The sequence below is a fragment of the Pseudomonas sp. SMN5 genome, assembly GCF_052041925.1.
Classification (GTDB): domain Bacteria; phylum Pseudomonadota; class Gammaproteobacteria; order Pseudomonadales; family Pseudomonadaceae; genus Aquipseudomonas.
The window spans coordinates 1-25,919 of sequence record NZ_JBKGGX010000006.1 but is presented as its reverse complement, the minus strand read 5'-3'; the positions used below and the strand labels follow the sequence as shown (position 1 = coordinate 25,919).

Sequence of the window (25,919 nt, the reverse complement as noted above, 5' to 3'; positions counted from 1 at the left end):
GGCAGCCTTGTCCCTAGCCGTACTCAGGTAAGTCCCATGAATGAATTACAGCTCGACGAATTCAAGAGCGATGAAAATGCCGCCATGGTCCTGCTCGTCGACGACCAGGCCATGATCGGCGAGGCAGTGCGGCGCGGGCTGGCGGATGAGGAAAACATCGACTTCCATTTCTGTTCCGACCCGCACCAGGCTGTCGCCCATGCGATCCGTATCAAGCCTACGGTGATTCTCCAGGACCTGGTGATGCCTGGTCTCGATGGCCTGAGCCTGGTGCGTGACTACCGCAACCACCCGGCCACCCGGGATATTCCGATCATTGTCTTGTCCACCAAGGAAGACCCGCTGATCAAGAGCGCGGCGTTCGCGGCCGGGGCCAATGATTACCTGGTGAAGTTACCGGACAACATCGAGCTGGTGGCGCGCATCCGCTATCACTCGCGCTCCTACATGATGTTGTTGCAGCGTGACGCGGCCTATCGCGCCCTGCGGGTCAGCCAGCAGCAGCTGCTCGACACCAACCTGGTGCTGCAACGCCTGATGAACTCCGATGGCCTGACCGGGCTCTCGAACCGCCGGCACTTCGACGAATACCTGGAGCTGGAGTGGCGGCGGGCGTTGCGCGACCAGAGCCAGCTGTCGCTGCTGATGATCGACGTGGACTACTTCAAATCCTACAACGACAACTTCGGTCACCTGGATGGGGATGAGGCCCTGCGCAAGGTCGCTACGGCCATCCGCGAGGCGTGCAGCCGGCCCTCCGACCTGCCGGCCCGCTACGGCGGCGAGGAGTTCGCCCTGGTCCTGCCCAGCACCTCGCCCGGCGGCGCACGGCTGATGGCCGAGAAACTCCGGCAGAGCGTCGCGGCCCTGCAAATCCCCCACGCCACGCCGAACGGCGGCCAGTACCTGACCGTCAGTATCGGCGTCTCGACCGTGACCCCGCAGCAGGGCGGTGATTACCGGCAACTGATTTCTGCGGCAGACAAGGGCCTGTACATGGCCAAGCACAATGGGCGCAATCGGGTGGGGGTGGAGTAGCCCCTCGCGGACGAAGATGCTTCTGTGGCGAGGGGATTTATCCCCGCTGGGCTGCGCAGCAGCGCCAAAACCGACGACTCAATCGTCCCGACACACCGCGCCGCCTGGTTTCAGGGCCGCTTCGCGCCCCGGCGGGAGCAAGCACCCTCGCCACGGGAACTGCACTGCACCTGCACTATGGTGCCCACACGGTCTGCACAGGGGTTGCACATTGCTGCCCCTAAAGCCGCCAGGCGGGCTGCCGCTGGCGCTTGATTACGTTATACTCGCCGGCTTTCAAAAGTTCGCCAACGAGTGCCGCCCGCCATGGAAATCAACCCGATCCTGAACACCATCAAGGACCTGTCCGAGCGCTCCGAAACTATTCGGGGGTATCTTTGACTACGATCAAAAGCATGAGCGTCTGACCGAAGTCAATCGCGAGCTTGAAGATCCGAGTGTCTGGAACAACCCTTCGTACGCCCAGGAACTGGGCCGCGAGCGTTCTGCCCTGGCGCAGATCGTCGAGACCCTGGACGAGCTGTCCAGCGGCCTGGCCGATTGTCGCGACCTGCTCGACATGGCTGTCGAAGAAGCCGACGAAGGCGCGGTCGGTGATGTCGTCGCCGAGCTGGCGCGCCTCGAGGAGTCCCTGGCCAAGCTGGAATTCCGTCGCATGTTCAGCGGTGAGATGGACATGAACAACGCCTACCTGGACATCCAGGCCGGCTCCGGCGGCACCGAAGCCCAGGACTGGGCCAACATCCTGCTGCGCATGTACCTGCGCTGGGCCGACAAGCGCGGTTTCGACGCGACCATCATGGAGCTGTCGGCCGGTGAAGTCGCCGGGATCAAGGGCGCCACCGTGCACATCAAGGGTGAATACGCCTTTGGCTGGCTGCGTACGGAGATTGGCGTGCACCGCCTGGTGCGCAAGAGTCCGTTCGACTCCGGCAACCGTCGCCACACCTCGTTCTCGGCGGTGTTCGTTTCGCCGGAAATCGATGACAACATTGAAATCGAGATCAACCCGGCGGACCTGCGCATCGACACCTACCGCTCTTCGGGCGCCGGTGGCCAGCACGTCAACACCACTGACTCGGCCGTACGGATCACCCACGTACCGACCAACACCGTGGTCAGTTGCCAGAACGAGCGCTCCCAGCACGCCAACAAAGACACCGCGATGAAGATGTTGCGGGCCCGTTTGTACGAGCAGGAAGTGCAGAAGCGCAACGCGGCGTCCCAGGCCCTGGAAGACACCAAGTCCGACATCGGCTGGGGCCACCAGATCCGTTCGTACGTGCTCGACGCCTCGCGGATCAAGGACCTGCGCACCAATATCGAACGCAGCGACTGCGACAAGGTGCTCGACGGCGACATCGACGAATACCTGGAAGCGAGCCTCAAGCAAGGGCTTTGACGCGACAACCATGCGCCGGACGGGCACGCTTGCACGATGAAGCGAGGCTTGCCGGCAAACTCCGGCCCGGGGCCGGAGGCAACGAACCTGTGATGGAATCCTTAAAGACATGAGCGACCTAGAACTCGACCCGCAAGCCCTGCAACAGGAAGAAAACTCCCTGATCGCCCTGCGCAAGGAAAAGCTTGCTGCCGAGCGCGCCAAGGGCCAGGCCTTCCCGAATGATTTCCGCCGCGACGCGTATTGCGACGTGTTGCAGAAGCAATACGCGGACAAGACCAAGGAAGAGCTGGCCGAGGCGGCGATCCCCGTCAAGGTGGCCGGTCGCATCATGCTCAACCGCGGGTCGTTCATGGTGATCCAGGACATGACCGGGCGCATCCAGGTCTACGTCAATCGCAAGACGCTGCCGGAAGAAACCCTCGCCGCCGTCAAGACCTGGGACCTGGGCGATATCATCGCCGCCGAAGGCACCCTGGCCCGTTCCGGCAAGGGCGACCTGTACGTTGAAATGACCAGCGTGCGCCTGCTGACCAAATCCCTGCGACCGCTGCCGGACAAGCACCACGGCCTGACCGACACCGAGCAGCGCTATCGCCAGCGCTACGTCGACCTGATCGTCAATGAAGACGTGCGCCAGACGTTCCGCGTGCGCTCTCAGGTCATTGCCCACATCCGCAGCTTCCTGATGAAGCGTGACTTCCTCGAAGTCGAGACGCCGATGCTGCAGACCATCCCCGGCGGTGCGGCGGCCAAGCCGTTCGAGACCCACCACAACGCCTTGGACATGGAAATGTTCCTGCGCATCGCGCCCGAGCTGTACCTCAAGCGTCTGGTGGTCGGTGGCTTCGAGAAGGTCTTCGAGATCAACCGCAACTTCCGTAACGAAGGCGTTTCGACCCGGCACAACCCCGAGTTCACCATGCTCGAGTTCTACCAGGCCTACGCCGATTACAAAGACAACATGGATCTGACTGAGGAACTGTTCCGCGAGCTGGCACAGCTTGTTCTCGGCAGCACCGACGTGCCGTACGGCGACAAGGTGTTCCACTTTGGCGAGCCGTTCGCGCGGCTGTCGGTGTTCGATTCGATTCTCAAGTACAACCCGGACATCACCGCCGCCGATCTGCAGGACGTCGACAAGGCGCGGGCCATTGCCAAGAAGGCCGGCGCCAAGGTGCTCGGCTTCGAAGGCCTGGGCAAGCTGCAAGTGATGATTTTCGAAGAGCTGGTCGAGCACAAGCTGGAGCAGCCGCATTTCATCACCCAATACCCGTTCGAAGTTTCGCCGCTGGCCCGTCGCAACGACGAAAACCCGAGCGTGACCGACCGCTTCGAGCTGTTCATCGGCGGCCGTGAAATCGCCAACGCCTACTCCGAGCTCAACGACGCCGAAGACCAGGCCGAGCGCTTCATGGCCCAGGTGGCCGACAAGGACGCGGGTGATGACGAAGCCATGCACTACGACGCCGATTTCGTGCGCGCCCTGGAGTACGGCATGCCGCCGACCGCCGGTGAGGGCATCGGGATCGATCGCCTGGTGATGTTGCTGACCAACTCACCGTCGATCCGGGATGTCATTCTCTTCCCGCACATGCGGCCTCAAGCGTAAGTGCTTCAATTAAAAAGCCGCCTCGATGGGCGGCTTTTTATTGCCTGTCTGGTACAAACGTATCAAATGGTTACTTGTGAAACAGCGAGGAAAGACCTGTCGTGAATCGTGCAATGGCTTCAGAAGGTGCAGCGGGCGTCGCCACGGCTGTCGCTGAAAGTGTTCAGTACCAGGGTCGCAAGGCCAGCCGGCAGGGCAGTGAGCAGCGTCGCCAGGAAATTCTCGACGCGGCCATGCGCATCGTGGTGCGCGACGGCGTGCGGGCCGTGCGCCATCGTGCCGTGGCCGCCGAAGCGGGCGTGCCACTGTCGGCCACCACTTACTATTTCAAGGACATCGATGACCTGCTCACCGATACCTTCGCCCAGTATGTGGAGCGCAGTGCCGCGTTCATGGCCAAGCTGTGGACCAACAAGGAAGGCCTTTTGCGGGAAATGGTCGCCTACGGGGACGGCAGCGCCGAGTCCCGCTCACAACTGGCGGACGATATGGCGCGCCTGGCCGCCGATTACGTGCAACACCAGCTGCATACCCGTCGTGAGTACCTGATGGCCGAGCAAGCCTTTCGCCAGGAGGCACTCCTTAACCCCCGGCTGGCTGAACTGGTGCGTTCCCATCAGCAGATCCTGCTGCAAGGTACCTGTCAGATTTTCCAGGTACTGGGCTCGCGCGATCCGCAACAGGATGCCAAAGTGTTGACGGCGATTATCGGTCGGATGGAATATCAAGGCTTGCTCAATGGCGCCGAGCCGGTGGCCGATGAAGACATGCTCGGCATCCTGACCCGCTACATGCACCTGGTATTGGCGTCGGTGTAAACCCATTTTTGGGGGGGCACCATTGTCTTGTGGCGAGGGAGCTTGCTCCCGCTTGAGTGCGCAGCACTCACAAAATGGGGCCGCTGCGCAGCCCAGCGGGAGCAAGCTCCCTCGCCACAAGAGAGACAAAAGCGTCGTCTACCATAGGGAGTTCAAATGAAAGCCTGGCGTGCCGTTGTACTGGCCGTGTCGTTGCTGCTGCTGCTCAGTGGCTGTCTGGTGTCTTTCAAGGCGCCGTTGCCTGACAGCGAAGCCGCGCCCAAGGGCCTGCTCGGTCACTGGACCAGCACCAATGCCTGGGGCGAGCCGCTGAATCTTGAACTCACCCAGGTCAGCAAGCATCATTACCAGGCCATCAGCTACTTCCGGGCCCGCCCCCAGGAGCGCGAAGCCATCCCCCTGACCGTCTCCCGACATGGCAGCCGCTGGTACCTGTCGGCCAAGGTGCCGGCCCGATTCGGCGGCCATTACATCATCGCCGGTTTTGAACTGACCGATCGGCAGGAACTGGTGGTCTACAACCTGGACCTGGAGCAGATCAACCAGGCCATCGGCCAGAAGCGGCTCAGCGGCCAGGCGAACCCGAGCGATGAAGGTGATGGCGTGCTGATAGACAGCGACATGCGCACGGTCTTCAGTTACCTCGACGATCCGGCCAATTCCGATGTGTTCTCCGAGGCCGTGCGCTACCGGCGGCTGGACAAAACCCAATAACGCAGCAGGCAGACGTTTTTTCACAGGAGTTCCGGGTGGACGATTACCAGCAGACGATACGCACCTTGTCCGATCGCATTGTGCTGGCGCAAACGCCGATTCGCATCCTCGATGCGGTGAAGTGGGACGAGAACATCCGCAAGGGGTTCCTTAAGGCCAAGGGCAAGGAAATGCCTGCGGTGGACCGCGATTATTACCTCAACCGGCCGCTGTCCTTCGATTCCAGCAAAGTGAAGCTGGAGTTCCAGAACATCGAGCGCGACATCACCCGCCAACTCGGGCAGTTCAACCCAGTGGGCCAGATCATGCGCCGCATGTGCAAGGAATACCGCATGGTGGTGCGCATGCTCGAAGCCCGTGGGACCGAGGATTTCGGGCTGATTTCCCAGGAGTTGTATGGCGCCGCGTCCGACGCGTTCCATGCCGGCGACCCGACCCTGGCCGACCTGGGCCTGATGCTGTCCGACTACCTGAACAACATCGACGGCCGTGGCGACTTGAAGGACGAGCCCAAGGTGCTCAGTGCCAAGGAAGCCGTCGATCTGCTGCAACACCGCCTGAACCGGGTCTTCGGCGAGGCCGAGGAAACCATTCGGGTGTACGAGTCCGATGGCATCGTGGCCGACGCGGCGGCGGGCGCCGACTACATCAAGATCCGCACCGATGCGATGTTCAACGAGCGCGACGTGCGGGCCCTGGAAGTCCATGAAGGACTGGTGCATGTCGGCACCACACTCAACGGCCTGAACCAGCCGATCTGCACCTTCCTGTCCAAGGGGCCACCCTCGTCCACGGTGACCCAGGAGGGCCTGGCGATCCTCATGGAAATCATCACCTTCGCCTCCTACCCGAGTCGGCTGCGCAAACTCACCAACCGCACCCGCGCGATCCACATGGTGGAGGAGGGCGCCGACTTTCTGCAGGTCTTCGAATTCTTCCGTGAGCAAGGCTTCGAGATGGCGGAAAGCTACGGCAACGCCAGCCGGGTTTTCCGTGGCTCGGTGCCGACCGGTCTGCCATTCACCAAAGACTTGTCCTACCTCAAGGGCTTCATCATGGTTTACAACTACATTCAGCTGGCCGTGCGCAAAGGCAAGCTGGAACAAGTGCCGCTGCTGTTCTGCGGCAAGACCACCCTTGAAGACATGCGCACCCTGCGGCAACTGGTGGATGAGGGCCTGGTCGTACCGCCCAAATACCTGCCCGAGCAATTTCGCGACATGAACGCGCTGTCGGCCTGGATGTGTTTCTCCAACTTCCTGAACCACCTGAGCCTGGATCGGATCGAAGCGGATTATTCCAATATCCTTTAACCACAACGCGGTCAAAAATGTGGGAGCGAGCTTGCTCGCGATAGCGGTTGTTCAGTCGACATAGATGTTGAATGTTCGACCGTCATCGCGAGCAAGCTCGCTCCCACAGGTCCTGCATTTCAACCCTCCATCGAGGCTTCACCGGATGCGAACCCTCGGCATTATCTGCCTGCTATTGACACTCAGTGGTTGCAGTTCGCTGCTGTTCTACCCCGAGCGCGGCCTGCCGTTCACCCCGGAGCGGGCCAGACTCGACTACCGCGACGTGACTCTCGTCACCGCCGACGGCCTCAAGCTCCACGGCTGGTGGTTGCCGGTCAAAAAGGGCGTCGAGGTCAAGGGCACGGTGCTGCACCTGCACGGCAATGGCGGCAACCTGGCCTGGCACCTGGGTGGCAGTTGGTGGTTGCCGGAACAGGGTTATCAGGTGTTGATGGTGGATTACCGGGGGTACGGCGTGTCTGAAGGCGAGCCGAGCCTGCCGGCGATTTACCAGGACATCGATGCGGCCTTCAACTGGCTCGACCAGTCGCCCGAGGTCCAGGGCAAGCCACTGGTGTTGCTCGGCCAGAGCCTGGGTGGCGCGCTGGCAGTGCATTACCTGGTGGAGCATCCACAGCGCCAGGGTCAGCTCAAGGCCCTGGTGCTCGATGGCGTACCTGCCAGCTATCGCGACGTCGGGCGTTTCGCCTTGAGTACTTCATGGTTGACCTGGGCCTTCCAGGTGCCGTTGTCCTGGCTGGTGCCCGACGGTGACAGTGCCATCGGCTCGATCGCGCAACTGAGCGAGGTGCCGAAACTGATCTACCACAGTCTCGATGATCCCATCGTGCCGCTTTCCAATGGCATTCGTCTGTATCAAGCTGCGCCGCCGCCCAGGGTCTTGCAATTGACTCGCGGCGGGCACGTGCAGACATTCGCCGACCCGACCTGGCGCACCGTGATGCTGCGCTACCTCGACGATCCCCGGCATTTCGACGGCCTGCGTCGCCTGGGCGAAGTGCCGAATTATCCGAAATCACCCGCTGAATCCCCAGAGAGCCCGCAATGAGCGAAGAACGTAACGCCATCCCCCTGATCATCACCGGCATCTGTAGCATCCTCGGCACCGTCGCGGTGCTGTGGTACTACGGCTACCTGCACTTCGCCAAGCCCGAGGATGCGTTGCTGCTCAACGAGTTCACCATGCTCAAGACCGTGCCGGGCGAAGACTACAAAGTCTCCCTGGAGCCGGCGCCCCAGGTGGCCCAGTGCATCGACGGCGTGCTGGTGTTGTTCGACACCGAACAGAAAGGCCTGACCGGCGTATTGGTCAACGAGAAGAAGCGCGCCGTGCGCTGCATGGGGCAGGAGACGCCGCAGAAGCTTCAGCCATAGACACCGATTGTTGAACATCGGCTATCCCTTGTGGGAGCGAGCTTGCTCGCGATAGCGGTGGCTCAGTCGATATCTTTATCGAATGTACTGCCGCTATCGCGAGCAAGCTCGCTCCCACATTTGAGAAGTACATGCCAATGAAAAGCCCCGCCTGATCGCTCAGGCGGGGCTTTTGCGTTGCACTCAGCCGATCAGTTGGCGCTCATGCTCGAACGCGGGGCGACTGGCTGGTTGTCGTTGGAAATGGTCACTTCCACACGACGGTTCATGGCACGGCCCGAGACGCTGGTGTTGTCGGCGACCGGGAACTCCTTGCCGTAACCCTGGGTCACGATACGGGCCGGATCGACGCCCATTTTCACCAGGGCGGTACGCACCGAGCTGGCGCGACGCTCGGACAGCGACTGGTTGTAGGAATCCGAACCGGTGCTGTCGGTGTAACCCTCGATGATCACCTTACGGTCCGGGTTTTCCTGGAGGAATTGCGCCAGTTTGTTCACATTGGACACGCCGCTGGCACGCAGGTCGGACTTGTTGGTGGCAAACAGCACGTCGCCGAAGGTCACCAGGGTGCCGCGTTCGGTCTGCTTGGCGTTCAGGCTGTCCTGCAGTTTCTTGATCTGCGCGTTGCGTGCGTCGAGCAAGGCGCGGGCGCGTTCGTCGCCGGCGTTTTTCAACGCGGCTTCGGCGTTGCGCAGGGCGATGGTCTGCTTGGCCACTTCAACGCGCTGGTTGGTCAGGTAGGCCAGTTGGTCGACCTTGGCTTCGTCTTCCTTGTCCAGGTAGGCCTTGTCAGCCTTGGCCAGGAAGTCGGCAGCGTCCTTGGTTTCCAGGGCGGCGACCTTGGTGGCGGCCGGGTCGGCCTGCAGGCCGTTGTAGTTGGTGCGAGCCTGTTCCAGGTTGGCGTTCGGATCGTGAGAGCAAGCGGCCAGTGCAACGCAAGCGGCGAGCAGGGCGGGCATCATCAAATGTTTGTGCATCATAGTCTGTCGTCCTTTTATCAATGGGCAATACGTCGTGGCGTGAACAGGTTTACTGAACCTTGTTCATGCCTTCCTGACGCAGTTCCTGAACCCCTTTCTGGGAATCCTTGAGCGCTTGTTCAGCCTTGGCGGCCTGGGCCTTGCGTTCGGCGACGCGGGCGTCCCACTCGGCCTGTTCGGCCAGACGCTTGGCTTCGTCGTATTTCTTGTCGTGCATGGCCAGCTCGGCTTGCTTGAGCTTGTCCTGGGCGGACTTCATTTCCACGGCGGCGAATTCGGTACCGCCTGCGGTGACGGCGCTGTTGACCGCCGATTGGGTCACGGCGTACTGCTCCGAAGGCGGGTTGCCAGCGCAACCGGCCAGGATGAAGCCGCTACCGATGGCCAGGGCAGCCAATTTCAGGCCACGCAGGCCCGCGGATGAGGGTTTGGCAGTGCAGGTATTCATAGGCTTCAACTCCATTGGAAAACTCCTGAAAAAACTACATATCCATGCCGAGGCATCAGCCATGACGTCTAGGTGGCGCTGGCGCCAAGGGTGTTTATCAAACGACCGTTCCAGCATGGTTATTCGGTGTGACCTGAAGCTTTTTTCAAAAGTTCAGCGGGGATGGCCAATCGCCAAAAAGCAATTGCTGACTGATCGGTCAGCGCTAAAAAGCTGAACTTTCCAGGCGCGCGGTGGTATCCCCGGCACTTGTCGCGCAGTCAGGACAGTGTGCCGGGAGACGAAATGGGGGAGGATTCAGTGTTTCGATTTGTCTGTCTGGGAAGTGAGTTGCTGTAGGTGTCGACGGGACAAGGCGAGGAATCGCGGGGTCGGGCCGACGTCTTCGTACAGCGGATCGCCTTCCTCATCGGTGGAGACGACTTGCGAGCCCTTGACGTATGGGAAGCTCGCCTCAAGCTCTTCCAGTGCTGCGCCGATCAATTCACCCAACAGTTCTTCGGGCTGACGCTTGGGGTACATGTCGCAGATCGCCGCCAGGCGGGCGGCGGCTTCCATGTCCAGATGAATCGTGTAGCCGGTCTGGGTCAAGCGACCCTTGGCATTCTGTTCCCAGTGCTGGGCAAGCTCGCGGATTTTCATGATGACCTCAATCAGCCTGCTCGTGGCGGCGCGGTGAGTGACAAGCCGTTGTGTGGCTTATTCATCAGACTAGCTTTGTCCTACAAGGTTTACAGACCCTTCGTCGCTTGTCATAAACGATCAGCATCGGCACTCTTTACCCAGTGCGTCTATCTCAATGTGTCTAATCCGATCGCTGTCCGGACCTTTTGCTGGAGAACTGCTGATGACCGATATCGATGCGCGTCTGCGCGAGGATGTTCACCTGCTCGGCGAGCTGCTGGGCAATACCATCCGCGAGCAGTACGGGGACACGTTTCTCGACAAGATCGAACAGATCCGCAAGGGCGCCAAGGCCGACCGCCGTGGCTCCGTGGACGCCGAGCTCAGCGCCAGTCTCAATCAATTGAGCGAAGACGAATTGCTGCCCGTGGCACGGGCATTCAACCAGTTTCTCAACCTCGCCAACATCGCCGAGCAGTACCAGTTGATCCACCGCCGCGAGGAATCGCAGCCGGCGCCCTTCGAGGCGCGGGTCTTGCCTGAGCTGCTCGGCCGACTGCGGGCCGAGGGGCATGGCGCCGAGTCCCTGGCCCGACAGTTGGCGCGCCTGGAGATCGAACTGGTGCTCACGGCCCACCCTACGGAAGTGGCGCGCCGCACCCTGATCCAGAAATACGATGCCATTGCCGCGCAACTGGCAGCCCAGGATCACCGCGACCTGACCAGCGCCGAGCGCGCCCAGATTCACCAACGCCTGCAGCGGCTGATCGCCGAAGCCTGGCACACCGAAGAAATCCGCCGCACCCGGCCGACGCCGGTCGACGAGGCGAAGTGGGGATTCGCGGTGATCGAGCATTCGCTGTGGCAGGCCATTCCCAATTACCTGCGCAAGGCCGACCAGGCCCTGCACGCCGCCACGGGGCTGCGCCTGCCTCTGGAAGCGGCGCCGATCCGCTTCGCTTCGTGGATGGGCGGTGACCGTGACGGCAACCCGAATGTCACCGCGGCGGTGACTCGTGAGGTTTTGCTACTGGCGCGCTGGATGGCGGCAGATCTTTATCTGCGGGACGTCGACCACCTCGCCGCCGAGCTGTCCATGCAGAAAGCCAGCGAGGCCTTGCGTGCCCAGGCGGGCGACAGCGCAGAACCCTATCGCGCCGTGCTCAAGCAACTGCGTGAGCGCCTGCGGGCCACGCGCAACTGGGCCCAGGCTTCCCTGAAGTCCGCCACGCCGGTCACCGCCGAGGTGTTGCAGAACAACCGCGAACTGCTGGAGCCGCTGGAGCTGTGCTATCAGTCACTGCATGAATGCGGGATGGGTGTGATTGCCGACGGGCCGCTGCTCGATTGTCTGCGCCGGGCGGTTACCTTCGGCTTGTTCCTGGTGCGCCTCGACGTGCGCCAGGATTCGACGCGCCATACCGCGGCCATGACCGAAATAACCGATTACCTGGGTCTTGGCCGCTACGAGGACTGGAACGAAGAACAGCGCATCAGCTTTTTGCTGGAGGAGCTGAACAACCGCCGTCCATTGCTGCCGGCGCATTTCAAGCCCTCGGCCGATACGGCGGAAGTCCTCGCCACTTGCCGGGAAGTCGCTGCGGCGCCGGCGGCGTCCCTGGGGTCGTACGTCATTTCCATGGCCGGCGCGGCTTCCGATGTACTCGCGGTGCAGCTGTTGTTGAAAGAGTCCGGCGTGCTGCGGCCGATGCGCGTGGTGCCGCTGTTCGAAACCCTGGCCGACCTGGACAACGCCGGGCCGGTGATCGAGCGATTGTTGCTGCTGCCGGGCTATCGCTCGCGGCTGCAAGGGCCGCAGGAAGTGATGATCGGCTACTCCGATTCGGCAAAGGATGCCGGGACCACCGCGGCGGCCTGGGCGCAGTATCGGGCCCAGGAATGCCTGGTGGAGATCTGCCGCGAGCAGCAGGTCGAACTGCTGCTGTTCCACGGTCGCGGTGGCACCGTGGGGCGTGGCGGCGGTCCGGCGCACGCGGCGATCCTGTCCCAGCCGCCGGGCTCGGTAGCCGGGCGCTTCCGTACCACGGAACAGGGCGAAATGATTCGTTTCAAATTCGGCCTGCCGGACATCGCCGAACAGAACCTCAATCTTTATCTGGCCGCCGTGCTGGAGGCGACGCTGTTGCCACCGCCGCCGCCGACGCCGCAATGGCGAGACCTGATGGACGAGCTGGCCACAGATGGCGTCAACGCCTACCGCGCCGTGGTACGGGAGAACCCGCAATTCGTCGAGTACTTTCGTCAGTCCACGCCGGAGCAGGAGCTGGGCCGCTTGCCCCTCGGCAGCCGGCCGGCCAAGCGCCGGGCAGGCGGGATCGAGAGCCTACGGGCCATTCCGTGGATCTTCGGCTGGACCCAGACCCGCCTGATGTTGCCGGCCTGGCTCGGCTGGGAAACCGCACTGGGCAAGGCGCTGGAGCGCGGCGAAGGCGCCTTGCTGGCCCAGATGCGCGAGCAATGGCCGTTTTTCCGGACCCGCATCGATATGCTGGAAATGGTGCTGGCCAAGGCGGATGCCGATATCGCCCGCTCCTACGACGAACGTCTGGTGGAACCTGAACTGTTGCCTTTGGGTGCGCACTTACGCGACCTATTGTCGCAGGCCTGCTCCGTTGTACTCGGGTTGACCGGTCAGTCGCAGCTACTGGCACATAGCCCGGAGACCCTGGAATTCATCCGCCTGCGCAACACCTACCTCGACCCGCTGCACCTGTTGCAGGCCGAACTGCTGGCGCGCTCACGTAAGCCGGAAGTCGCCCAGGGCAGCCCCGTGGAACAGGCGTTGCTGGTGTCTGTGGCAGGGATTGCCGCCGGTTTGCGCAACACCGGCTAAAGTCAGATAGCCTACCGAAACGGCCCGCCCACAGGCTCAAGGCGTTCCCCGGCAGGAGGAGGCAACAGGTCGGCCAGGCGACAGTTTGTTGTCGGGTTGCGACGCTTGCAACCTCCTCCGAAGGTCGCGCCGGGGGCCGGTTCCTCCGACTTTTGGCGGCTTGTGTGGGTGGGGCCTGCTGTGTATCTTGATCAGCCTTTGGCCGTTTGGGCGGTCACCAACCCGTTTTGCGAGATTGGCCCCACGAGGCGAATCCGAGCGTTTACATAAAAAAATTGAGGAGCACATCGATGCGCGTCATTCTGCTGGGAGCTCCCGGGGCCGGTAAAGGTACTCAGGCAAAGTTCATCACCGAAAAATTCGGTATCCCGCAAATCTCCACCGGCGACATGCTGCGCGCCGCGGTCAAGGCCGGCACGGAGTTGGGCGTCAAGGCCAAGAGCATCATGGATGCCGGCGGCCTGGTATCGGATGACCTGATCATCGCCCTGGTCAAGGACCGTATCGCTCAGGCCGATTGCGCCAATGGCTTTTTGTTCGACGGTTTCCCACGCACCATTCCCCAGGCCGAAGCCCTGGTAGAGGCCGGCGTGGAGCTCGATCACGTGGTTGAAATCGCCGTCGATGACGAGGAGATCGTCCAGCGCATCGCCGGTCGTCGCGTCCACGAGCCGTCGGGTCGCGTCTACCACACCGTGTACAACCCGCCGAAACTCGCCGGCAAGGACGACATCACCGGTGAAGAGCTGGTGCAGCGCAAGGACGATACCGAGGAAACCGTGCGCCATCGCCTGTCGGTCTACCATTCCCAGACCAAGCCGCTGGTAGCCTTCTATCAGCAGTTGTCGGCCAAGACCCAGGGCAAGCCGAAGTACAGTCACATCGCCGGCGTCGGTTCGGTAGAAGCCATCACCGGCAAGGTGCTTCAAGCGCTGAGCTGAAAAGTCCGATTGCTGCAATCATCCACGGCCCGCTTGCGGGCCGTAGTTGTTTATACTGGCGCACTTTTTCCCACCTGATTTACGGACACACCGATGAGCACCTTGCTGGCCCTGGACACCGCGACTGAAGCCTGCTCTGTTGCCTTGCTGCACGACGGCAAGGTCACGAGCCATTACGAGGTGATCCCGCGCCTGCATGCCCAGAAACTCTTGCCGATGATTCAGCAACTGCTTGGCGATGCCGGAGTGACCTTGCAGCAAGTGGATGCGATTGCCTTCGGTCGCGGGCCTGGAGCCTTTACCGGCGTACGGATTGCCATCGGCGTGGTGCAGGGCTTGGCCTTTGCCCTGGAACGACCGGTGTTGCCGGTTTCCAACCTGGCGGTACTGGCCCAGCGTGCGTTGCGTGAGCATGGCGCCCGACAAGTGGCGGCGGCCATCGATGCGCGCATGGACGAGGTGTACTGGGGTTGCTATCGCGAAACCGATGGCGAAATGCGTCTGGTAGGCGCTGAAGCGGTACTGCCACCGGAAGCGGCGACATTGCCAGCGGGTGCTGACGGCGACTGGTTCGGCGCCGGCACCGGCTGGGGCTATGGCGAGCGGATCGCCGTCAACCTCAGCGGCCGAGACGCAACCGCGCTGCCCCATGCGCAAGACCTGCTGGCCCTGGCCCGCTTCGCCTGGGAGCGCGGCGAAGTCATTCCGGCGGACGATGCGCAACCGGTGTATTTGCGCGATAAGGTTGCTGTTCCCAAGTCTGAGCGGTAAATCTCTATAGCGATGAACATTTGAGTGGGCAGCGTTGTGGCGAGGGAGCTTGCTCCCGCTTGAGTGCGAAGCACTCATCGCTTTTTGGGGCCGCTTCGCGACCCAGCGGGAGCAAGCTCCCTCGCCACAGGGGGATGCGTTTCTCTCGAAAGTCATTTCCCAGTCGCAAAGTCACACCCCATACCACCAGTCGTCACTTTTTCCCCGGGTTTTTAAACCTTTTCGGCTTTATGTGTTCTAGTTATCACTTGCGCGTTTGCGCGGCCAGGAAAGTGCCGCTAAATTGCCATCACTGATACCGAGCATTTTGTCATGCGTATAGACGGCGTTTCCTCTCAGTCCTATCCCATCAAGCGCAAGCCTCGTGCGAGCAAGGCTGCCGAGCCCGAGTCTTTCGATGACATCGATGGTGAGTTGGAAACCCCATCTGAAGAACAATTGGCCGCCCGCGCCGCCAAGGCTTCCGCGCAACGCCTGAGCAATCTTCCGGCCCGCCAGCAGGACATGCTGTATCACCGCTCCATGAGTCGCAGCGTGGCGACGGCCCTGGCCAGCTACCTGAGCACCGCCGGCTTCGTCGATTGGGATATGGAAGTGCTGGGTCTCGACCTCTACATCTGATGGTGTTGCCTTACTACCTGGGCTGTCCGTCCTGGAGCGAAAACGCCTGGCGTGACTATCTGTATCCCCAGGATGCCAAAAGCTCCGATTTCCTCAATCTCTATTCCCAAGTGTTCAACGCCGTGGAAGGCAACACGACCTTCTACGCGAGCCCGTCTGCGACCATTGTCCAGCGCTGGGCCGAGAGCATGCCCGAGCACTTTCGCTTCACCGCCAAGCTGCCCGGCGACATCAGCCACAACGGCGACTTGCGCGAGCATCAGACGGCTATCGAAACCTTCGTGCAACTGCTCAGCCCATTGGGACAGCGGGTTTCGCCGTACTGGTTGCAGTTGTCCAAGGCCTTCACGCCCCATCGGCTGCCAGAGCTGGCAGGTTTTATCGATGCCTTCGACGGGCCGTTGGCGGTAGAAGTCCGCCACGCCGAGTTTTTCGCCAAGGGCGAGGCTGAGCGACGTCTCAATCGCCTGCTGCTGGATCGGGGCATCGAGCGCATCTGCCTCGACCCTCGGGCCTTGTTCAGTTGTACCTCCACCGATCCCTCGGTGCTCCACGCCCAATCGAAAAAGCCCCGTGTGCCGCCCAGGCCCACGGCGTTCACACAGTGTCCGCAGGTGCGTTTCATCGGGCATCCGGTGTTGGAAGCCAACGAATCGTTCCTGACCCCGTGGGTGGAGAAAATCGCCGGCTGGATCGAAGAAGGGCGCACGCCTTACATTTTCCTGCACACCGCCGATAACCGGCTGGCGGCAAAACTGGCGCAACACTTCCACAGTCGATTGATGCGTCGATTGCCTGGCTTGCCGGCCTTGCCTGAGCTATACAGAGAGCCCGCCGCCGAGCAACTCGGTTTGCTCTGAGGCGCACTCTTCCCTGCCCAGGAGCGAACACCATGGATGCGCAAATTCGACGAGCCCAGGCCTTCAAGGCCCTGCATGAACGTGAAGGGGCGTTTGTCATCCCCAACCCGTGGGATGCCGGGTCCGCCAAAATGCTCGCCTCTCTTGGATTCCAGGCCCTGGCGACGACCAGTGCCGGCCATGCGTTTTCCCTGGCGCGGCCCGATGGTGCGGTGGGGCTGGAAGACACCCTGGCCAATGTCCGGGCGATTGTGGCGGCCACCGACCTGCCGGTGGCAGTAGACCTGGAAAACGGCTTTGCCGATGCGCCCGAGGATTGCGCCCGCAACCTGCTGCGTGCGGCAGAAGCCGGCGCGGTGGGCGGCTCCATCGAGGACGCCACGGGGCGTGAGGACAGCCCGATCTATTGCTTCGATCATGCCGTGGCACGGGTCAAGGCCGCAGCCGAGGCGGTGCGCAATTTGCCGTATCCGTTCCTGCTGACTGCCCGTGCGGAAAACTTCCTGCATGGTAATCCGGACCTGGACGACACGATTCGCCGCCTGAAAGCCTTTGCGGATGCCGGCGCCGATGTGTTGTATGCCCCGGGGCTGAGCACCGCCGGACAAGTGCTGGCGGTGGTACAGGCCGTGGCACCGAAGCCGGTGAATGTGCTGATGTCCGGCGCGTTGGACATGACCGTTGCGCAATTGAGCGAGCTGGGCGTCAAGCGCATCAGTGTCGGGTCGGCGCTGGCCTTGGCGGCATATGGCGAGTTTTTCCGTGCTGCCGAGGAAATCCAGCAGCAGGGCACGTTCACCTTCACCCGGCGCTCGATGCCGTTCAAGCAGGCCAACGAGCTGTTCAAGGGGCGATGAACGAGGCATGGCCGTGCGGGTTCTGAAAGGATTACTGGTGCTAGGGCTATTGATTGGCGTTGCGGCGTTCGCGGTGTGGCGCGGTTGGCTGTCACTGCCGCCGCAATGGAATCCCTGGGCGCCCCTGGACGTCAACGCGGCGCCGAACCTGCTGACCCGCTACAAGCTCATGGCCCTGCGCAACGACCCGCAACTGTGCGACCAGGCCATTGCGACCTCCGGGCTGCGGACCGCTCGCCAGGCTGATAGCGGCGCCAAGACCGATTGCCCTCTGGTCAATGTGCTGCGGGTTCAGGGCGGTGAAGTGGCGTTGAGCAGCAGCTTTCTGGCCAGTTGTCCGCTGGCGGTGGCGTTCGCGCTGTTCGAGCGTCATGCGCTGCAACCGGCGGCGGCAGCGGCCTTTGGGCAGAAAGTCACACGGGTCGACCATCTCGGCAGTTTCGCCTGTCGCAACATGTACGGGCGTGAGAGCGGGGCGCGCAGCCAGCATGCCACGGCCAGCGCGCTGGACATCGCCGGTTTTCGCCTGGCCGATGGGCGCACGGTCAGCGTGCTCAGGGATTGGCCGAAAGACAGCAACGACGCGCGTTTCCTGCGTCAGGTGCGCGACGGCGCCTGTGACACGTTCAGTGTGGTCTTGAGTCCGGATTACAACGCCGCGCACCGTAACCATTTTCATCTGGACGTGGGGCCGTGGTGGATCTGTCGCTGAATCAAGCGGCGATGCGCAGGTTCTGCAAGACGATCGGGCGTGCCCAGCGGGTGTCGAAGTCCAGTTCTTTCTGCTGGGCCACGAGTTCTTCTTCCGGGAACGGCGGGAAGGGTTTGTCCAGCAGGTCGAGATCGAACTCGGCGATAGGCAGGTGCAGCGGGCGCGGCTGTGGCGCCGGGCCGGGCTCTGGCAATGGTTGGCCGGCGGCAAGGACGATGGGGCGAACCCAGTGGCTTTCGAAATCCTGCTGTTTTTGCTGGGCGGTGATTTCTTCCGGCGGGAAGGGTGGGAAGGGCTTGTCCAGCAGGTCGAGTTCGAATTCAGCAATCGGCAGGAACAGCGGCTCGGGCGGGGCCACCAGGGTTTCCTTCACGTCGCAAGTGCGCTGGCTGACAATGTGGTCCAGCAGCTCGGCGCCGAGGGTCGGCTCGACATTTTCATCCAGGGCAACGGGCTGGTAACTACCCGGCGCCGGAGCGGCATCACCCAACTGATCGGCCAGGGCCTGGGCAAAAAAATCCTGCCACAGGTGACTGACACCGCTCAGGGCCTGGGTGTTGCGCAGGCGGTAATCACCGTAGGGGGAGATGATGCCTGGCGCTATGGAATGAATGTCTGACATTTTTCTCGGTCGACGCTCAGCTCTGGCAAAATGCCGTTCACTGATGTTATCGGCCGGTTTTGCCGATCCTTAATTTTTTGAGCGTGTTTTTCCATGAGCGAACAACCGGCGGCCTGCCGCATCCATGTCGAGGCCCTGGCCCCGAATTTCCAGGCGCAGGCCGAACATTGGGCGCAGCGGCTCGACTTGCCGTTGCAGGTAGACGATGGCGAATTCGCCTTGCAAGTCGGCGAACAAGGGCTGCAACTCCTGCAATTGGGCCCGGACGCGCCGGGGCCGGTGCGGGTGGACTTCGTCGAGGGCGGCGCGGCCCATCGTCGGCTGTACGGCGGTGGCAGCGGCCAGATGATCGCCAAGGCGGTCGGCATCGCCCAGGGCGTGCGCCCGCGAGTGCTGGATGCCACAGCCGGGTTGGGCAAGGATGCATTTGTGCTGGCGAGCCTGGGCTGTGAAATGAGCCTGATCGAGCGCCAGCCGCTGATCGGCGCCTTGCTGGAGGATGGCCTGGCCCGTGCGGCGGAGGATTTCGACGTCGCGCCGATTGTGGCCCGCATGCGTTTGCTCAAGGGCAATTCCATCGAGGTGATGCGCAACTGGGAAGGGGAGCCACCCCAGGTCATCTACCTGGACCCGATGTTTCCTCATCGTGAGAAAACGGCCCTGGTGAAGAAGGAAATGCGTCTGTTCCGTCCCCTGGTGGGCGATGACCCCGACGCCCCGGCGCTGCTCGCCGCAGCCCTGGCCCTGGCGACCCACCGGGTGGTGGTCAAGCGCCCGAGAAAGGCCCCGTGCATCGAAGGGCCGAAGCCGAGCCACGGGCTTGAGGGAAAATCCAGTCGCTACGATATTTATCCCAAGAAAGCGCTCAAGGCCTGAGACCGCGGCGCCCCCATCGCGAGCAGGCTCGCTCCCACGGGGTCCTGTGGTGTGCCGCAAATCCTGCAAACAACATAGATCACTGTGGGAGCGAGCTTGCTCGCGATAGCGGTGGGTCAGTGGGTGCAGATCTTGATTGTGCCGACGCTTTCGCGGGCAAGCCCGCTCCCACAGGGGGGCTGCGGTGGACATGGATTCTGTGGGCACCTCGATCAAAACTGTGGGAGCGAGCTTGCTCGCGATGAGGCCGGTCCGGGCAATGAAAATCTAAGGCCTGTAAGCCCGCACAAACAACCCCACCACCTCCTGCACATGGGCTTCGGCCGCTTCGGGTCCCAGCGGGGCGCCGCAGCCATACAGCAGCCGGAAATTCGCCGCGCCCTTGATCAGGCAAAAGAAATGCTCGGCGGCATTGCGGGGTTTGTCGATGTTCAAGGCGCCGCTCTGGTTGACCTTGTTCAGCAGGCGCTCCATGCCGGACAGCATCCGCTGCGGGCCGGCCTCGTAGAAAATCGCCGAGAGTTTCGGATCCTGGCTGCCCAAGGCCATGATCACCCGATGCAGATTCACCGACTCTTCGCTGTTGATCAACTGGTGAAAGCCGCGGGCGATGTTCAACAACACCTGTTCAATCGCAGCGCCGTCCGGCCATTCGAAGAACAGCGGCGGTACCTGCTCCTCGCATTTGGCGATCACGGCGGCGGAAAACAACGTCTCCTTGTCATTGAAATGGCTGTACACCGTCAGCTTGGAAACGCCCGCCTCGGTGGCGACTGCGTCCATGCTGGTACTGGCGTAACCCAGGCTCACGAACAGGCGTTTGGCCGCGTCAAGAATGGCCTGGCGCTTGGCCAGGTCCTTCGGACGGCCGGGGCCGCTGGGAGTTGAAAGATTGTTCGACATTTCTTCGCTTTAATACTGGACTGGTCAGTTTGCTATTAATAACATACTCGCCAGTATAATTATTCCAAGCATCATTAGCGAAAGGTCGCCCGCCATGTTCCGCTATGCGTTGTCCCTCGCCGTGCCAGTCAGCCTGGCTTTTTTATTGTCTGCGTGTGGCCATGACGAGCCGGTGGCCGTCGCCGTGCGCCCGGCCATGGTGGTCAAGCCCGAGCCTTCAGCCCAGGCGACAGAGAGTTATCCCGGCGAAGTACGCGCGCGGTTCGAGCCTGACCTGGCGTTTCGCATCGGCGGTAAAGTGAGCCGGCGGCTGGTTGAAGAGGGGCAGCGGGTCAAGGCCAATCAGCCGCTGGCTGAGCTCGATCCCGAAGATGTCCGGTTGCAACTGGAAGCGACCCGGGCCCAGGTCGCTGCCGCCGAGGCCAACCTGAACCTGGTGCGCGCCGAGCGTGATCGCTACAAGACCCTGATGGAGCGGCAGATGGTCAGCCGTTCGCAATACGACAACGCCGAAAACCTCTATCGCGCAGGCAGCGCGCGACTCAAGCAGATCAAGGCCGAGTTCGATGTAGCCAGCAACCAGGCCAGCTACTCGGTGCTGCGTGCTCCCCAGGATGGCGTGGTCGCCCGCCGTGCAGTGGAAGTCGGGCAAGTGGTGTCGGCTGGGCAAACCGTCTTCACCCTGGCCACCGACGGTGAGCGTGAAGTGCTGATCAGCCTGCCGGAACAGAGCTTTGGCCGGTTCAAGGTTGGTCAGCCGGTCTCGGTGGAACTGTGGAGCCAGCCCGACCAGCGTTTCAGCGGTCGCATTCGCGAACTTTCCCCGGCCGCCGACCCCAGGTCTCGTACCTTCGCGGCCCGTGTTGCCTTTAACGCTGGCAGTGTGCCGGCCGAACTGGGCCAGAGTGCCCGAGTGTTTATCCAGACCGCCGACAAGGTGCCGCTGGCCGTGCCATTGTCAGCCCTGACGGCGGAGAACGGTGCGAGCTATGTCTGGGTGGTCAACCCTGACAGCACGGTGAAGAAAGTCCCGGTCCGGGTCGGCGCCTTTGGCGAAAAAACCGTCCCGGTGCTCGAAGGCCTCGGCGCCAATGACTGGGTGATCGCGGCGGGCGTGCACGTGCTGCTCGACGGGCAGAAGGTGCGGCCGGTGGATCGCTCCAATCGCGTCGTCAACCTGGCGGCCAAGGAGTAATCCCCGATGGGTTTCAATCTTTCCGAATGGGCGCTGCGCAATCGCCAGATCGTACTGTTCCTGATGCTGTTGCTGGCCATCGTTGGCGCGCTTTCCTACACCAAACTGGGGCAGAGCGAAGACCCGCCGTTCACCTTCAAGGCCATGGTCATTCGGACCAACTGGCCGGGAGCGACCGCCGAGGAAGTCTCGCGCCAGGTCACCGAGCGCATTGAAAAGAAACTGATGGAGACCGGCGATTATGAACGGATCGTTTCGTTCTCTCGCCCTGGTGAATCCCAGGTGACGTTCATGGCCCGTGACTCCCTGCATTCGGCGCAGATTCCCGAGCTTTGGTATCAGATCCGCAAGAAGGTCAGCGACATTCGCCACACCTTGCCGCCGGGCATCCAGGGGCCGTTTTTCAACGATGAGTTCGGCACGACTTTTGGCAATATCTACGCGCTCACCGGTGACGGTTTCGACTACGCGGTACTCAAGGATTACGCCGACCGTATCCAGATCCAGCTGCAACGGGTCAAGGACACCGGCAAGGTCGAACTGATCGGCTTGCAGGACGAAAAGATCTGGATCGAGCTGTCGAACGTCAAGCTGGCCACCCTCGGCCTGCCGATGGCGGCGGTCCAGCAGGCCCTTGAGGAGCAGAATGCGGTGTCCACCGCAGGGTTCTTCGAAACCAGCAGCGAGCGTTTGCAGCTACGGGTCTCGGGCAATTTCCAGACCGTGGAGGAGATCCGCAACTTCCCGATCCGCGTCGCCGACCGCACGTTCCGTATCAGCGATGTCGCCGATGTACGTCGTGGTTTCAACGATCCACCGGCGCCGCGCATGCGCTTCATGGGCAAGGACGCCATCGGCCTGGCCGTGGCGATGAAGGAGGGCGGTGACATCCTGGTGCTGGGCAAGGCCCTGGAAGCCGAGTTTGCCCGGATCCAGAACAATCTTCCCGCAGGCATGCAGTTGCGCAAGGTCTCCGATCAGCCGGCGGCGGTGAAGACCGGCGTCGGCGAGTTCGTCCGGGTGCTGGTGGAGGCGCTGGTGATCGTGCTGCTGGTGAGCTTCTTTTCCCTGGGGCTGCGCACCGGGATGGTGGTGGCCCTGGCGATTCCGCTGGTGCTGGCGATGACCTTTGCCGCGATGTACTACCTGGGGATCGGCCTGCACAAGATCTCCCTCGGTGCGCTGGTGCTGGCTCTCGGATTGCTGGTGGATGATGCGATCATTGCGGTGGAGATGATGGCGATCAAGATGGAGCAGGGCTTCGACCGGCTCAAGGCCGCCAGTTTCGCCTGGACCAGCACCGCGTTCCCGATGCTCACCGGTACGCTGATCACCGCGGCGGGCTTCCTGCCTATCGCCACCGCGCAATCAGGGACCGGCGAATACACCCGCTCGATTTTCCAAGTGGTGACCCTGGCCTTGCTGGCGTCCTGGGTGGCCGCGGTGGTGTTCGTGCCCTACCTGGGTGAGCGGCTGCTGCCGGACCTGGCGAAAATCCATGCAGCCAGGCATGGCAGTGGTCACGGCCAGCCCGATCCCTACGGCACGCCGTTCTACCAGCGCGTGCGGCGGTTGGTGGAATGGTGCGTGCAGCGGCGCAAGACCGTCATCACCCTGACCGTGCTGTTGTTCGTCGGCTCGGTGGTGCTGTTCCGTTTTGTACCGCAGCAGTTCTTCCCGGCGTCGGGGCGGCTGGAGCTGATGGTCGATTTGAAACTTGAAGAAGGCGCGTCCCTGAGTAACACCGCCGAGCAGGTCAAGCGTCTGGAGGCGCTGCTCAAGGATCACCCCGGCATCGATAACTATGTCGCTTATGTCGGCACCGGTTCACCGCGCTTCTACCTGCCGCTGGATCAACAACTGCCGGCGTCCAGCTTCGCCCAGTTTGTGGTGCTGGCCAAGACCATCGAAGACCGCGAGCCGCTGCGCAGCTGGTTGATCAGCACCTTGAACGAACAATTCCCGACCCTGCGCTCGCGGGTCACGCGCTTGGAAAACGGTCCGCCGGTGGGCTACCCGGTGCAGTTTCGCGTGACCGGGGAGCACATCGAGGAAGTCCGGGCTCTGGCGCGGAAAGTGGCGACGAAGGTTCGCGAAAACCCCTATGTGACCAATGTGCACCTGGACTGGGAAGAACCGAGCAAGGTGGTGTACCTGAACGTCGATCAGGACCGTGCCCGTGCCCTGGGCGTGAGCACCGCCAACCTGGCGAGCTTCCTGCGCAGTTCCCTGACCGGGTCCAGCGTCAGCCAGTACCGTGAAGACAACGAGCTGATCGAGATCCTGCTGCGGGGCACGGTGCACGAGCGCACCGAGCTGTCGTTGTTGCCGAGCCTGGCGGTGCCTACCGAGAATGGGCGCAGCGTTGCGCTGTCGCAGATCGCGACGTTGGAGTACGGCTTCGAAGAGGGCGTGATCTGGCACCGCAACCGCCTGCCGAGCGTGACCGTGCGGGCGGATATTTACGGCAAGGAACAACCGGCGTCCCTGGTGCAGCAGATCTTCCCGACCCTGGATCCGATTCGTGCCGAGCTGCCGGACGGTTATCTGCTGGAAGTCGGCGGTACGGTGGAGGATTCGGCCCGTGGACAGAAGTCGGTGAATGCCGGGGTGCCGTTGTTCATCGTCGTGGTGTTGACGCTGCTGATGCTGCAACTGCGCAGCTTCTCACGCACGGCGATGGTGTTTCTGACCGCGCCTCTGGGCTTGATCGGCGTCACGCTGTTCTTGCTGGTGTTCCGCCAGCCGTTCGGGTTCGTCGCCATGCTCGGCACCATCGCGCTCTCGGGAATGATCATGCGCAACTCGGTGATCCTGGTGGATCAGATCGAGCAGGACATCGCAGCCGGGCTCACGCCTTGGCAGGCGATCATCGAAGCGACCGTGCGCCGTTTCCGACCCATCGTGCTCACCGCACTGGCGGCGGTGCTGGCGATGATCCCGCTGTCGCGCAGCCTGTTCTTCGGCCCGATGGCCGTGGCGATCATGGGCGGGCTGATCGTGGCGACGGCGTTGACGCTGTTGTTCCTGCCGGCGCTGTATGCGGCGTGGTTCAGGGTCAAGAAGGCCTGACACGCCACTGCACTCCGAAACTGTGGCGAGGGAGCTTGCTCCCGCTCGGTTGCGCAGCAACCGCAAACGCTTGGGGCCGCTGCGCGGCCCAGCGGGAGCAAGCTCCCTCGCCACAGGTCATGTAGTTTGTCAGGTATGTAGTATTTTCATCGCGAGCAGGCTCCCACAGTTTGTTTTATGTGGGGGCTTAGAGCGTCCCGAACACCTTCTTCGCCAGGCTGGTCGCCGCGGCAGCCGGGTTTTGGCGAATGGTGGCTTCCTGTTTGCCGATCATTTCGAACAACCCGTCCAGCGCCTGTTCGGTCACGTAGTTCTCGATGTTCGCGCTCTTGGCGTCCACCACGCCGAGGGACGCGGCCTGGCCGGCGAAGGTGTTGTATTTCTGAGCCAGACCGACCTTGTCGGTGGCTTGCTTGACGATGGGCAGGAACTTGGCGCGGATCTGCTCGCGGCTGCTCTTGTTCAGGTATTGCGTCGCCGAGTCATTGCCACCGCTCAGGATGCCCTTGGCATCGTCCACGCTCATGTTCTTCACCGCGTTGACCAGGATCGGCTGGGCCTGGACCACCGCCGCTTCGGCGGCCTGGTTCATGCTGGTTTCCAGTTGATCGACCTGTTCGCCCATGCCGAAGGCCTTCATCTTGCTGGCGACTTTGCCGAGCTTGCCCGGCAGCTCGATCTTCACGTCCGGGTTATTGCTGAAACCGCCCGGCGTGCCCAGTTGCTTGACCGCCACTTGCGCGCCCTGGGTCAGGGCATCCTTGAGGCCGCCGGTGGCATCCTTTTGCGACAGGTCGCCCAAGGACAGGGCCATGGCGTTGGCGCAGATCAGCAGGCCCGCGCACAGGCCGGTGAAACGGAGGGTAGAACGGAACATGGTGGCGTCCTTGAAGAAGTTTGGAGAGGCAATCAGCGTGCGGCGTTGACGCGGATCTTCAACGGTTGCGGGTCCTTACCGTCGAGCTGCACGGGGTGTTGCTCGGTGGTGATGAACATCAACTGGCCGTCCGCCTCGATGCGGGCGCTGACGGCGTAGCGATGGCCGGGCTTGACCCGGGTGGGATCATAACTGAGGTGGAACGGCAGTGGGACCTGGCCGTTGACCGGGCCGCTCTGCTCGTCGAGCACCACGGCTGGCGCGTCGGCCAGCGAGACATCCTGCAGGCTCACGCTCAAGGTGGCGTTGGGCGGCAGGGCGATGCGTTGCAGGTAGAAGACTTCACCGTCCAAGGACGCGACGGTGGCGGTAGGGGATGGCGCCGATTGGCAGGCGGCCATCAGGGCGATGGATGCAAACAGAGCGATT

General features: G+C 62.3%; 25 protein-coding genes. 18 read left to right on the top strand and 7 right to left on the bottom strand.

Annotated features, from left to right (window positions below; translation table 11 throughout):
- Nucleotides 1-36 precede the first annotated feature (36 nt).
- The 8 genes from ACLEJR_RS07745 to ACLEJR_RS07710 all read left to right on the top strand — a co-directional run bounded on the left by ACLEJR_RS07745 (nucleotide 37) and on the right by ACLEJR_RS07710 (nucleotide 8,274).
- Entirely contained in the window at nucleotides 37-1,038 is a 1,002-nt protein-coding gene (locus ACLEJR_RS07745; RefSeq protein WP_440813129.1) for a diguanylate cyclase domain-containing protein, read from the top strand.
- Nucleotides 1,039-1,344: 306 nt separating this feature from the next.
- Nucleotides 1,345-2,440 (top strand): peptide chain release factor 2 gene (prfB, locus tag ACLEJR_RS07740; protein WP_440791269.1). Its coding sequence is split into 2 segments (ribosomal slippage): nucleotides 1,345-1,416 and nucleotides 1,418-2,440, totalling 1,095 coding nucleotides; the frame shifts between segments, so codons are not numbered across the junction.
- Nucleotides 2,441-2,549: 109 nt separating this feature from the next.
- On the top strand, nucleotides 2,550-4,052 hold the full coding sequence (gene lysS, locus ACLEJR_RS07735; RefSeq protein ID WP_440791267.1) for a lysine--tRNA ligase: 1,503 nt from the start codon (nucleotides 2,550-2,552) through the stop codon (nucleotides 4,050-4,052).
- Nucleotides 4,053-4,153: 101 nt separating this feature from the next.
- Nucleotides 4,154-4,870: a TetR/AcrR family transcriptional regulator gene (locus ACLEJR_RS07730; protein ID WP_440791265.1), complete on the top strand. Its 717-nt coding sequence runs from the start codon at nucleotides 4,154-4,156 to the stop codon at nucleotides 4,868-4,870.
- 156 nt (nucleotides 4,871-5,026) lie between these two features.
- Nucleotides 5,027-5,584 carry a hypothetical protein gene (locus tag ACLEJR_RS07725; protein ID WP_440813127.1) on the top strand — a complete coding sequence of 186 codons (558 nt, stop codon included), beginning with the start codon at nucleotides 5,027-5,029 and terminating at the stop codon, nucleotides 5,582-5,584.
- A 35-nt stretch (nucleotides 5,585-5,619) separates the two neighbouring features.
- The gene (locus ACLEJR_RS07720) at nucleotides 5,620-6,897 is read left to right on the top strand and encodes a flavohemoglobin expression-modulating QEGLA motif protein (RefSeq protein WP_440791261.1); all 1,278 of its coding nucleotides are present in this window, start codon (nucleotides 5,620-5,622) and stop codon (nucleotides 6,895-6,897) included.
- A 145-nt stretch (nucleotides 6,898-7,042) separates the two neighbouring features.
- A complete protein-coding gene (locus ACLEJR_RS07715; RefSeq protein ID WP_440813125.1) occupies nucleotides 7,043-7,948 on the top strand; it encodes an alpha/beta hydrolase in 906 nt (301 codons plus the stop codon).
- A complete protein-coding gene (locus ACLEJR_RS07710) occupies nucleotides 7,945-8,274 on the top strand; it encodes a hypothetical protein (protein ID WP_041024802.1) in 330 nt (109 codons plus the stop codon). Before ACLEJR_RS07715 ends, ACLEJR_RS07710 begins: the two co-directional genes overlap by 4 nt.
- A gap of 191 nt (nucleotides 8,275-8,465) precedes the next feature.
- On the opposite strand, the gene ACLEJR_RS07705 is transcribed toward ACLEJR_RS07710, so the two are convergent.
- The 3 genes from ACLEJR_RS07705 to ACLEJR_RS07695 form a co-directional block, all read right to left on the bottom strand.
- Complete coding sequence (locus ACLEJR_RS07705) at nucleotides 8,466-9,254, bottom strand: OmpA family protein (protein ID WP_440791636.1); 789 nt, start codon at nucleotides 9,252-9,254, stop codon at nucleotides 8,466-8,468.
- Between the two features lie 52 nt (nucleotides 9,255-9,306).
- Nucleotides 9,307-9,720, bottom strand: coding sequence for a DUF4398 domain-containing protein (locus ACLEJR_RS07700; RefSeq protein ID WP_440813124.1), 414 nt, complete (start codon nucleotides 9,718-9,720; stop codon nucleotides 9,307-9,309).
- 282 nt (nucleotides 9,721-10,002) lie between these two features.
- Nucleotides 10,003-10,347: a pilin assembly protein gene (locus ACLEJR_RS07695; protein ID WP_440791255.1), complete on the bottom strand. Its 345-nt coding sequence runs from the start codon at nucleotides 10,345-10,347 to the stop codon at nucleotides 10,003-10,005.
- 205 nt (nucleotides 10,348-10,552) lie between these two features.
- Here ACLEJR_RS07695 and ppc point away from each other — a divergent pair, with 205 nt between their 5' ends.
- The 7 genes from ppc (at nucleotide 10,553) to ACLEJR_RS07660 (ending at nucleotide 17,945) form a co-directional block, all read left to right on the top strand.
- Entirely contained in the window at nucleotides 10,553-13,183 is a 2,631-nt protein-coding gene (ppc, locus tag ACLEJR_RS07690; RefSeq protein ID WP_440813121.1) for a phosphoenolpyruvate carboxylase, read from the top strand.
- 290 nt (nucleotides 13,184-13,473) lie between these two features.
- A complete protein-coding gene (gene adk, locus ACLEJR_RS07685) occupies nucleotides 13,474-14,124 on the top strand; it encodes an adenylate kinase (RefSeq protein WP_440791252.1) in 651 nt (216 codons plus the stop codon).
- 93 nt (nucleotides 14,125-14,217) lie between these two features.
- Entirely contained in the window at nucleotides 14,218-14,895 is a 678-nt protein-coding gene (tsaB, locus tag ACLEJR_RS07680; protein WP_440813119.1) for a tRNA (adenosine(37)-N6)-threonylcarbamoyltransferase complex dimerization subunit type 1 TsaB, read from the top strand.
- 312 nt (nucleotides 14,896-15,207) lie between these two features.
- Complete coding sequence (locus ACLEJR_RS07675) at nucleotides 15,208-15,516, top strand: hypothetical protein (RefSeq protein WP_440791248.1); 309 nt, start codon at nucleotides 15,208-15,210, stop codon at nucleotides 15,514-15,516.
- Nucleotides 15,516-16,376 (top strand): DUF72 domain-containing protein, encoded by an 861-nt coding sequence (locus tag ACLEJR_RS07670; protein WP_440791246.1) that lies wholly within the window; start codon nucleotides 15,516-15,518, stop codon nucleotides 16,374-16,376. Before ACLEJR_RS07675 ends, ACLEJR_RS07670 begins: the two co-directional genes overlap by 1 nt.
- A gap of 32 nt (nucleotides 16,377-16,408) precedes the next feature.
- Nucleotides 16,409-17,233 (top strand): isocitrate lyase/PEP mutase family protein, encoded by an 825-nt coding sequence (locus ACLEJR_RS07665; protein ID WP_440813116.1) that lies wholly within the window; start codon nucleotides 16,409-16,411, stop codon nucleotides 17,231-17,233.
- A 13-nt stretch (nucleotides 17,234-17,246) separates the two neighbouring features.
- Complete coding sequence (locus tag ACLEJR_RS07660; protein ID WP_440813115.1) at nucleotides 17,247-17,945, top strand: extensin-like domain-containing protein; 699 nt, start codon at nucleotides 17,247-17,249, stop codon at nucleotides 17,943-17,945.
- Nucleotide 17,946: 1 nt separating this feature from the next.
- On the opposite strand, the gene ACLEJR_RS07655 is transcribed toward ACLEJR_RS07660, so the two are convergent.
- A complete protein-coding gene (locus ACLEJR_RS07655) occupies nucleotides 17,947-18,567 on the bottom strand; it encodes an energy transducer TonB (protein ID WP_440791240.1) in 621 nt (206 codons plus the stop codon).
- 93 nt (nucleotides 18,568-18,660) lie between these two features.
- Between ACLEJR_RS07655 and ACLEJR_RS07650 the strand changes: the two genes are divergently transcribed.
- Entirely contained in the window at nucleotides 18,661-19,443 is a 783-nt protein-coding gene (locus tag ACLEJR_RS07650; protein ID WP_440813113.1) for a class I SAM-dependent methyltransferase, read from the top strand.
- A 267-nt stretch (nucleotides 19,444-19,710) separates the two neighbouring features.
- Here the strand turns inward: ACLEJR_RS07650 and ACLEJR_RS07645 are convergent, their stop codons facing one another.
- Nucleotides 19,711-20,346, bottom strand: coding sequence for a TetR/AcrR family transcriptional regulator (locus ACLEJR_RS07645; RefSeq protein ID WP_440813110.1), 636 nt, complete (start codon nucleotides 20,344-20,346; stop codon nucleotides 19,711-19,713).
- 94 nt (nucleotides 20,347-20,440) lie between these two features.
- Between ACLEJR_RS07645 and ACLEJR_RS07640 the strand changes: the two genes are divergently transcribed.
- Both ACLEJR_RS07640 and ACLEJR_RS07635 read left to right on the top strand, forming a co-directional pair.
- On the top strand, nucleotides 20,441-21,541 hold the full coding sequence (locus tag ACLEJR_RS07640; protein WP_440813109.1) for an efflux RND transporter periplasmic adaptor subunit: 1,101 nt from the start codon (nucleotides 20,441-20,443) through the stop codon (nucleotides 21,539-21,541).
- Nucleotides 21,542-21,547: 6 nt separating this feature from the next.
- Nucleotides 21,548-24,613, top strand: a complete 3,066-nt coding sequence (locus tag ACLEJR_RS07635) for an efflux RND transporter permease subunit (RefSeq protein WP_440813107.1) — start codon at nucleotides 21,548-21,550, stop codon at nucleotides 24,611-24,613.
- 187 nt (nucleotides 24,614-24,800) lie between these two features.
- Here ACLEJR_RS07635 and ACLEJR_RS07630 read toward each other — a convergent pair whose 3' ends face one another.
- Together ACLEJR_RS07630 and ACLEJR_RS07625 are read right to left on the bottom strand one after the other, a co-directional pair.
- Nucleotides 24,801-25,490, bottom strand: a complete 690-nt coding sequence (locus tag ACLEJR_RS07630; RefSeq protein ID WP_440813106.1) for a DUF4197 domain-containing protein — start codon at nucleotides 25,488-25,490, stop codon at nucleotides 24,801-24,803.
- A gap of 32 nt (nucleotides 25,491-25,522) precedes the next feature.
- The gene (locus tag ACLEJR_RS07625; protein WP_440813337.1) at nucleotides 25,523-25,891 is read right to left on the bottom strand and encodes a YbaY family lipoprotein; all 369 of its coding nucleotides are present in this window, start codon (nucleotides 25,889-25,891) and stop codon (nucleotides 25,523-25,525) included.
- Between the last annotated feature and the right edge of the window lie 28 nt (nucleotides 25,892-25,919).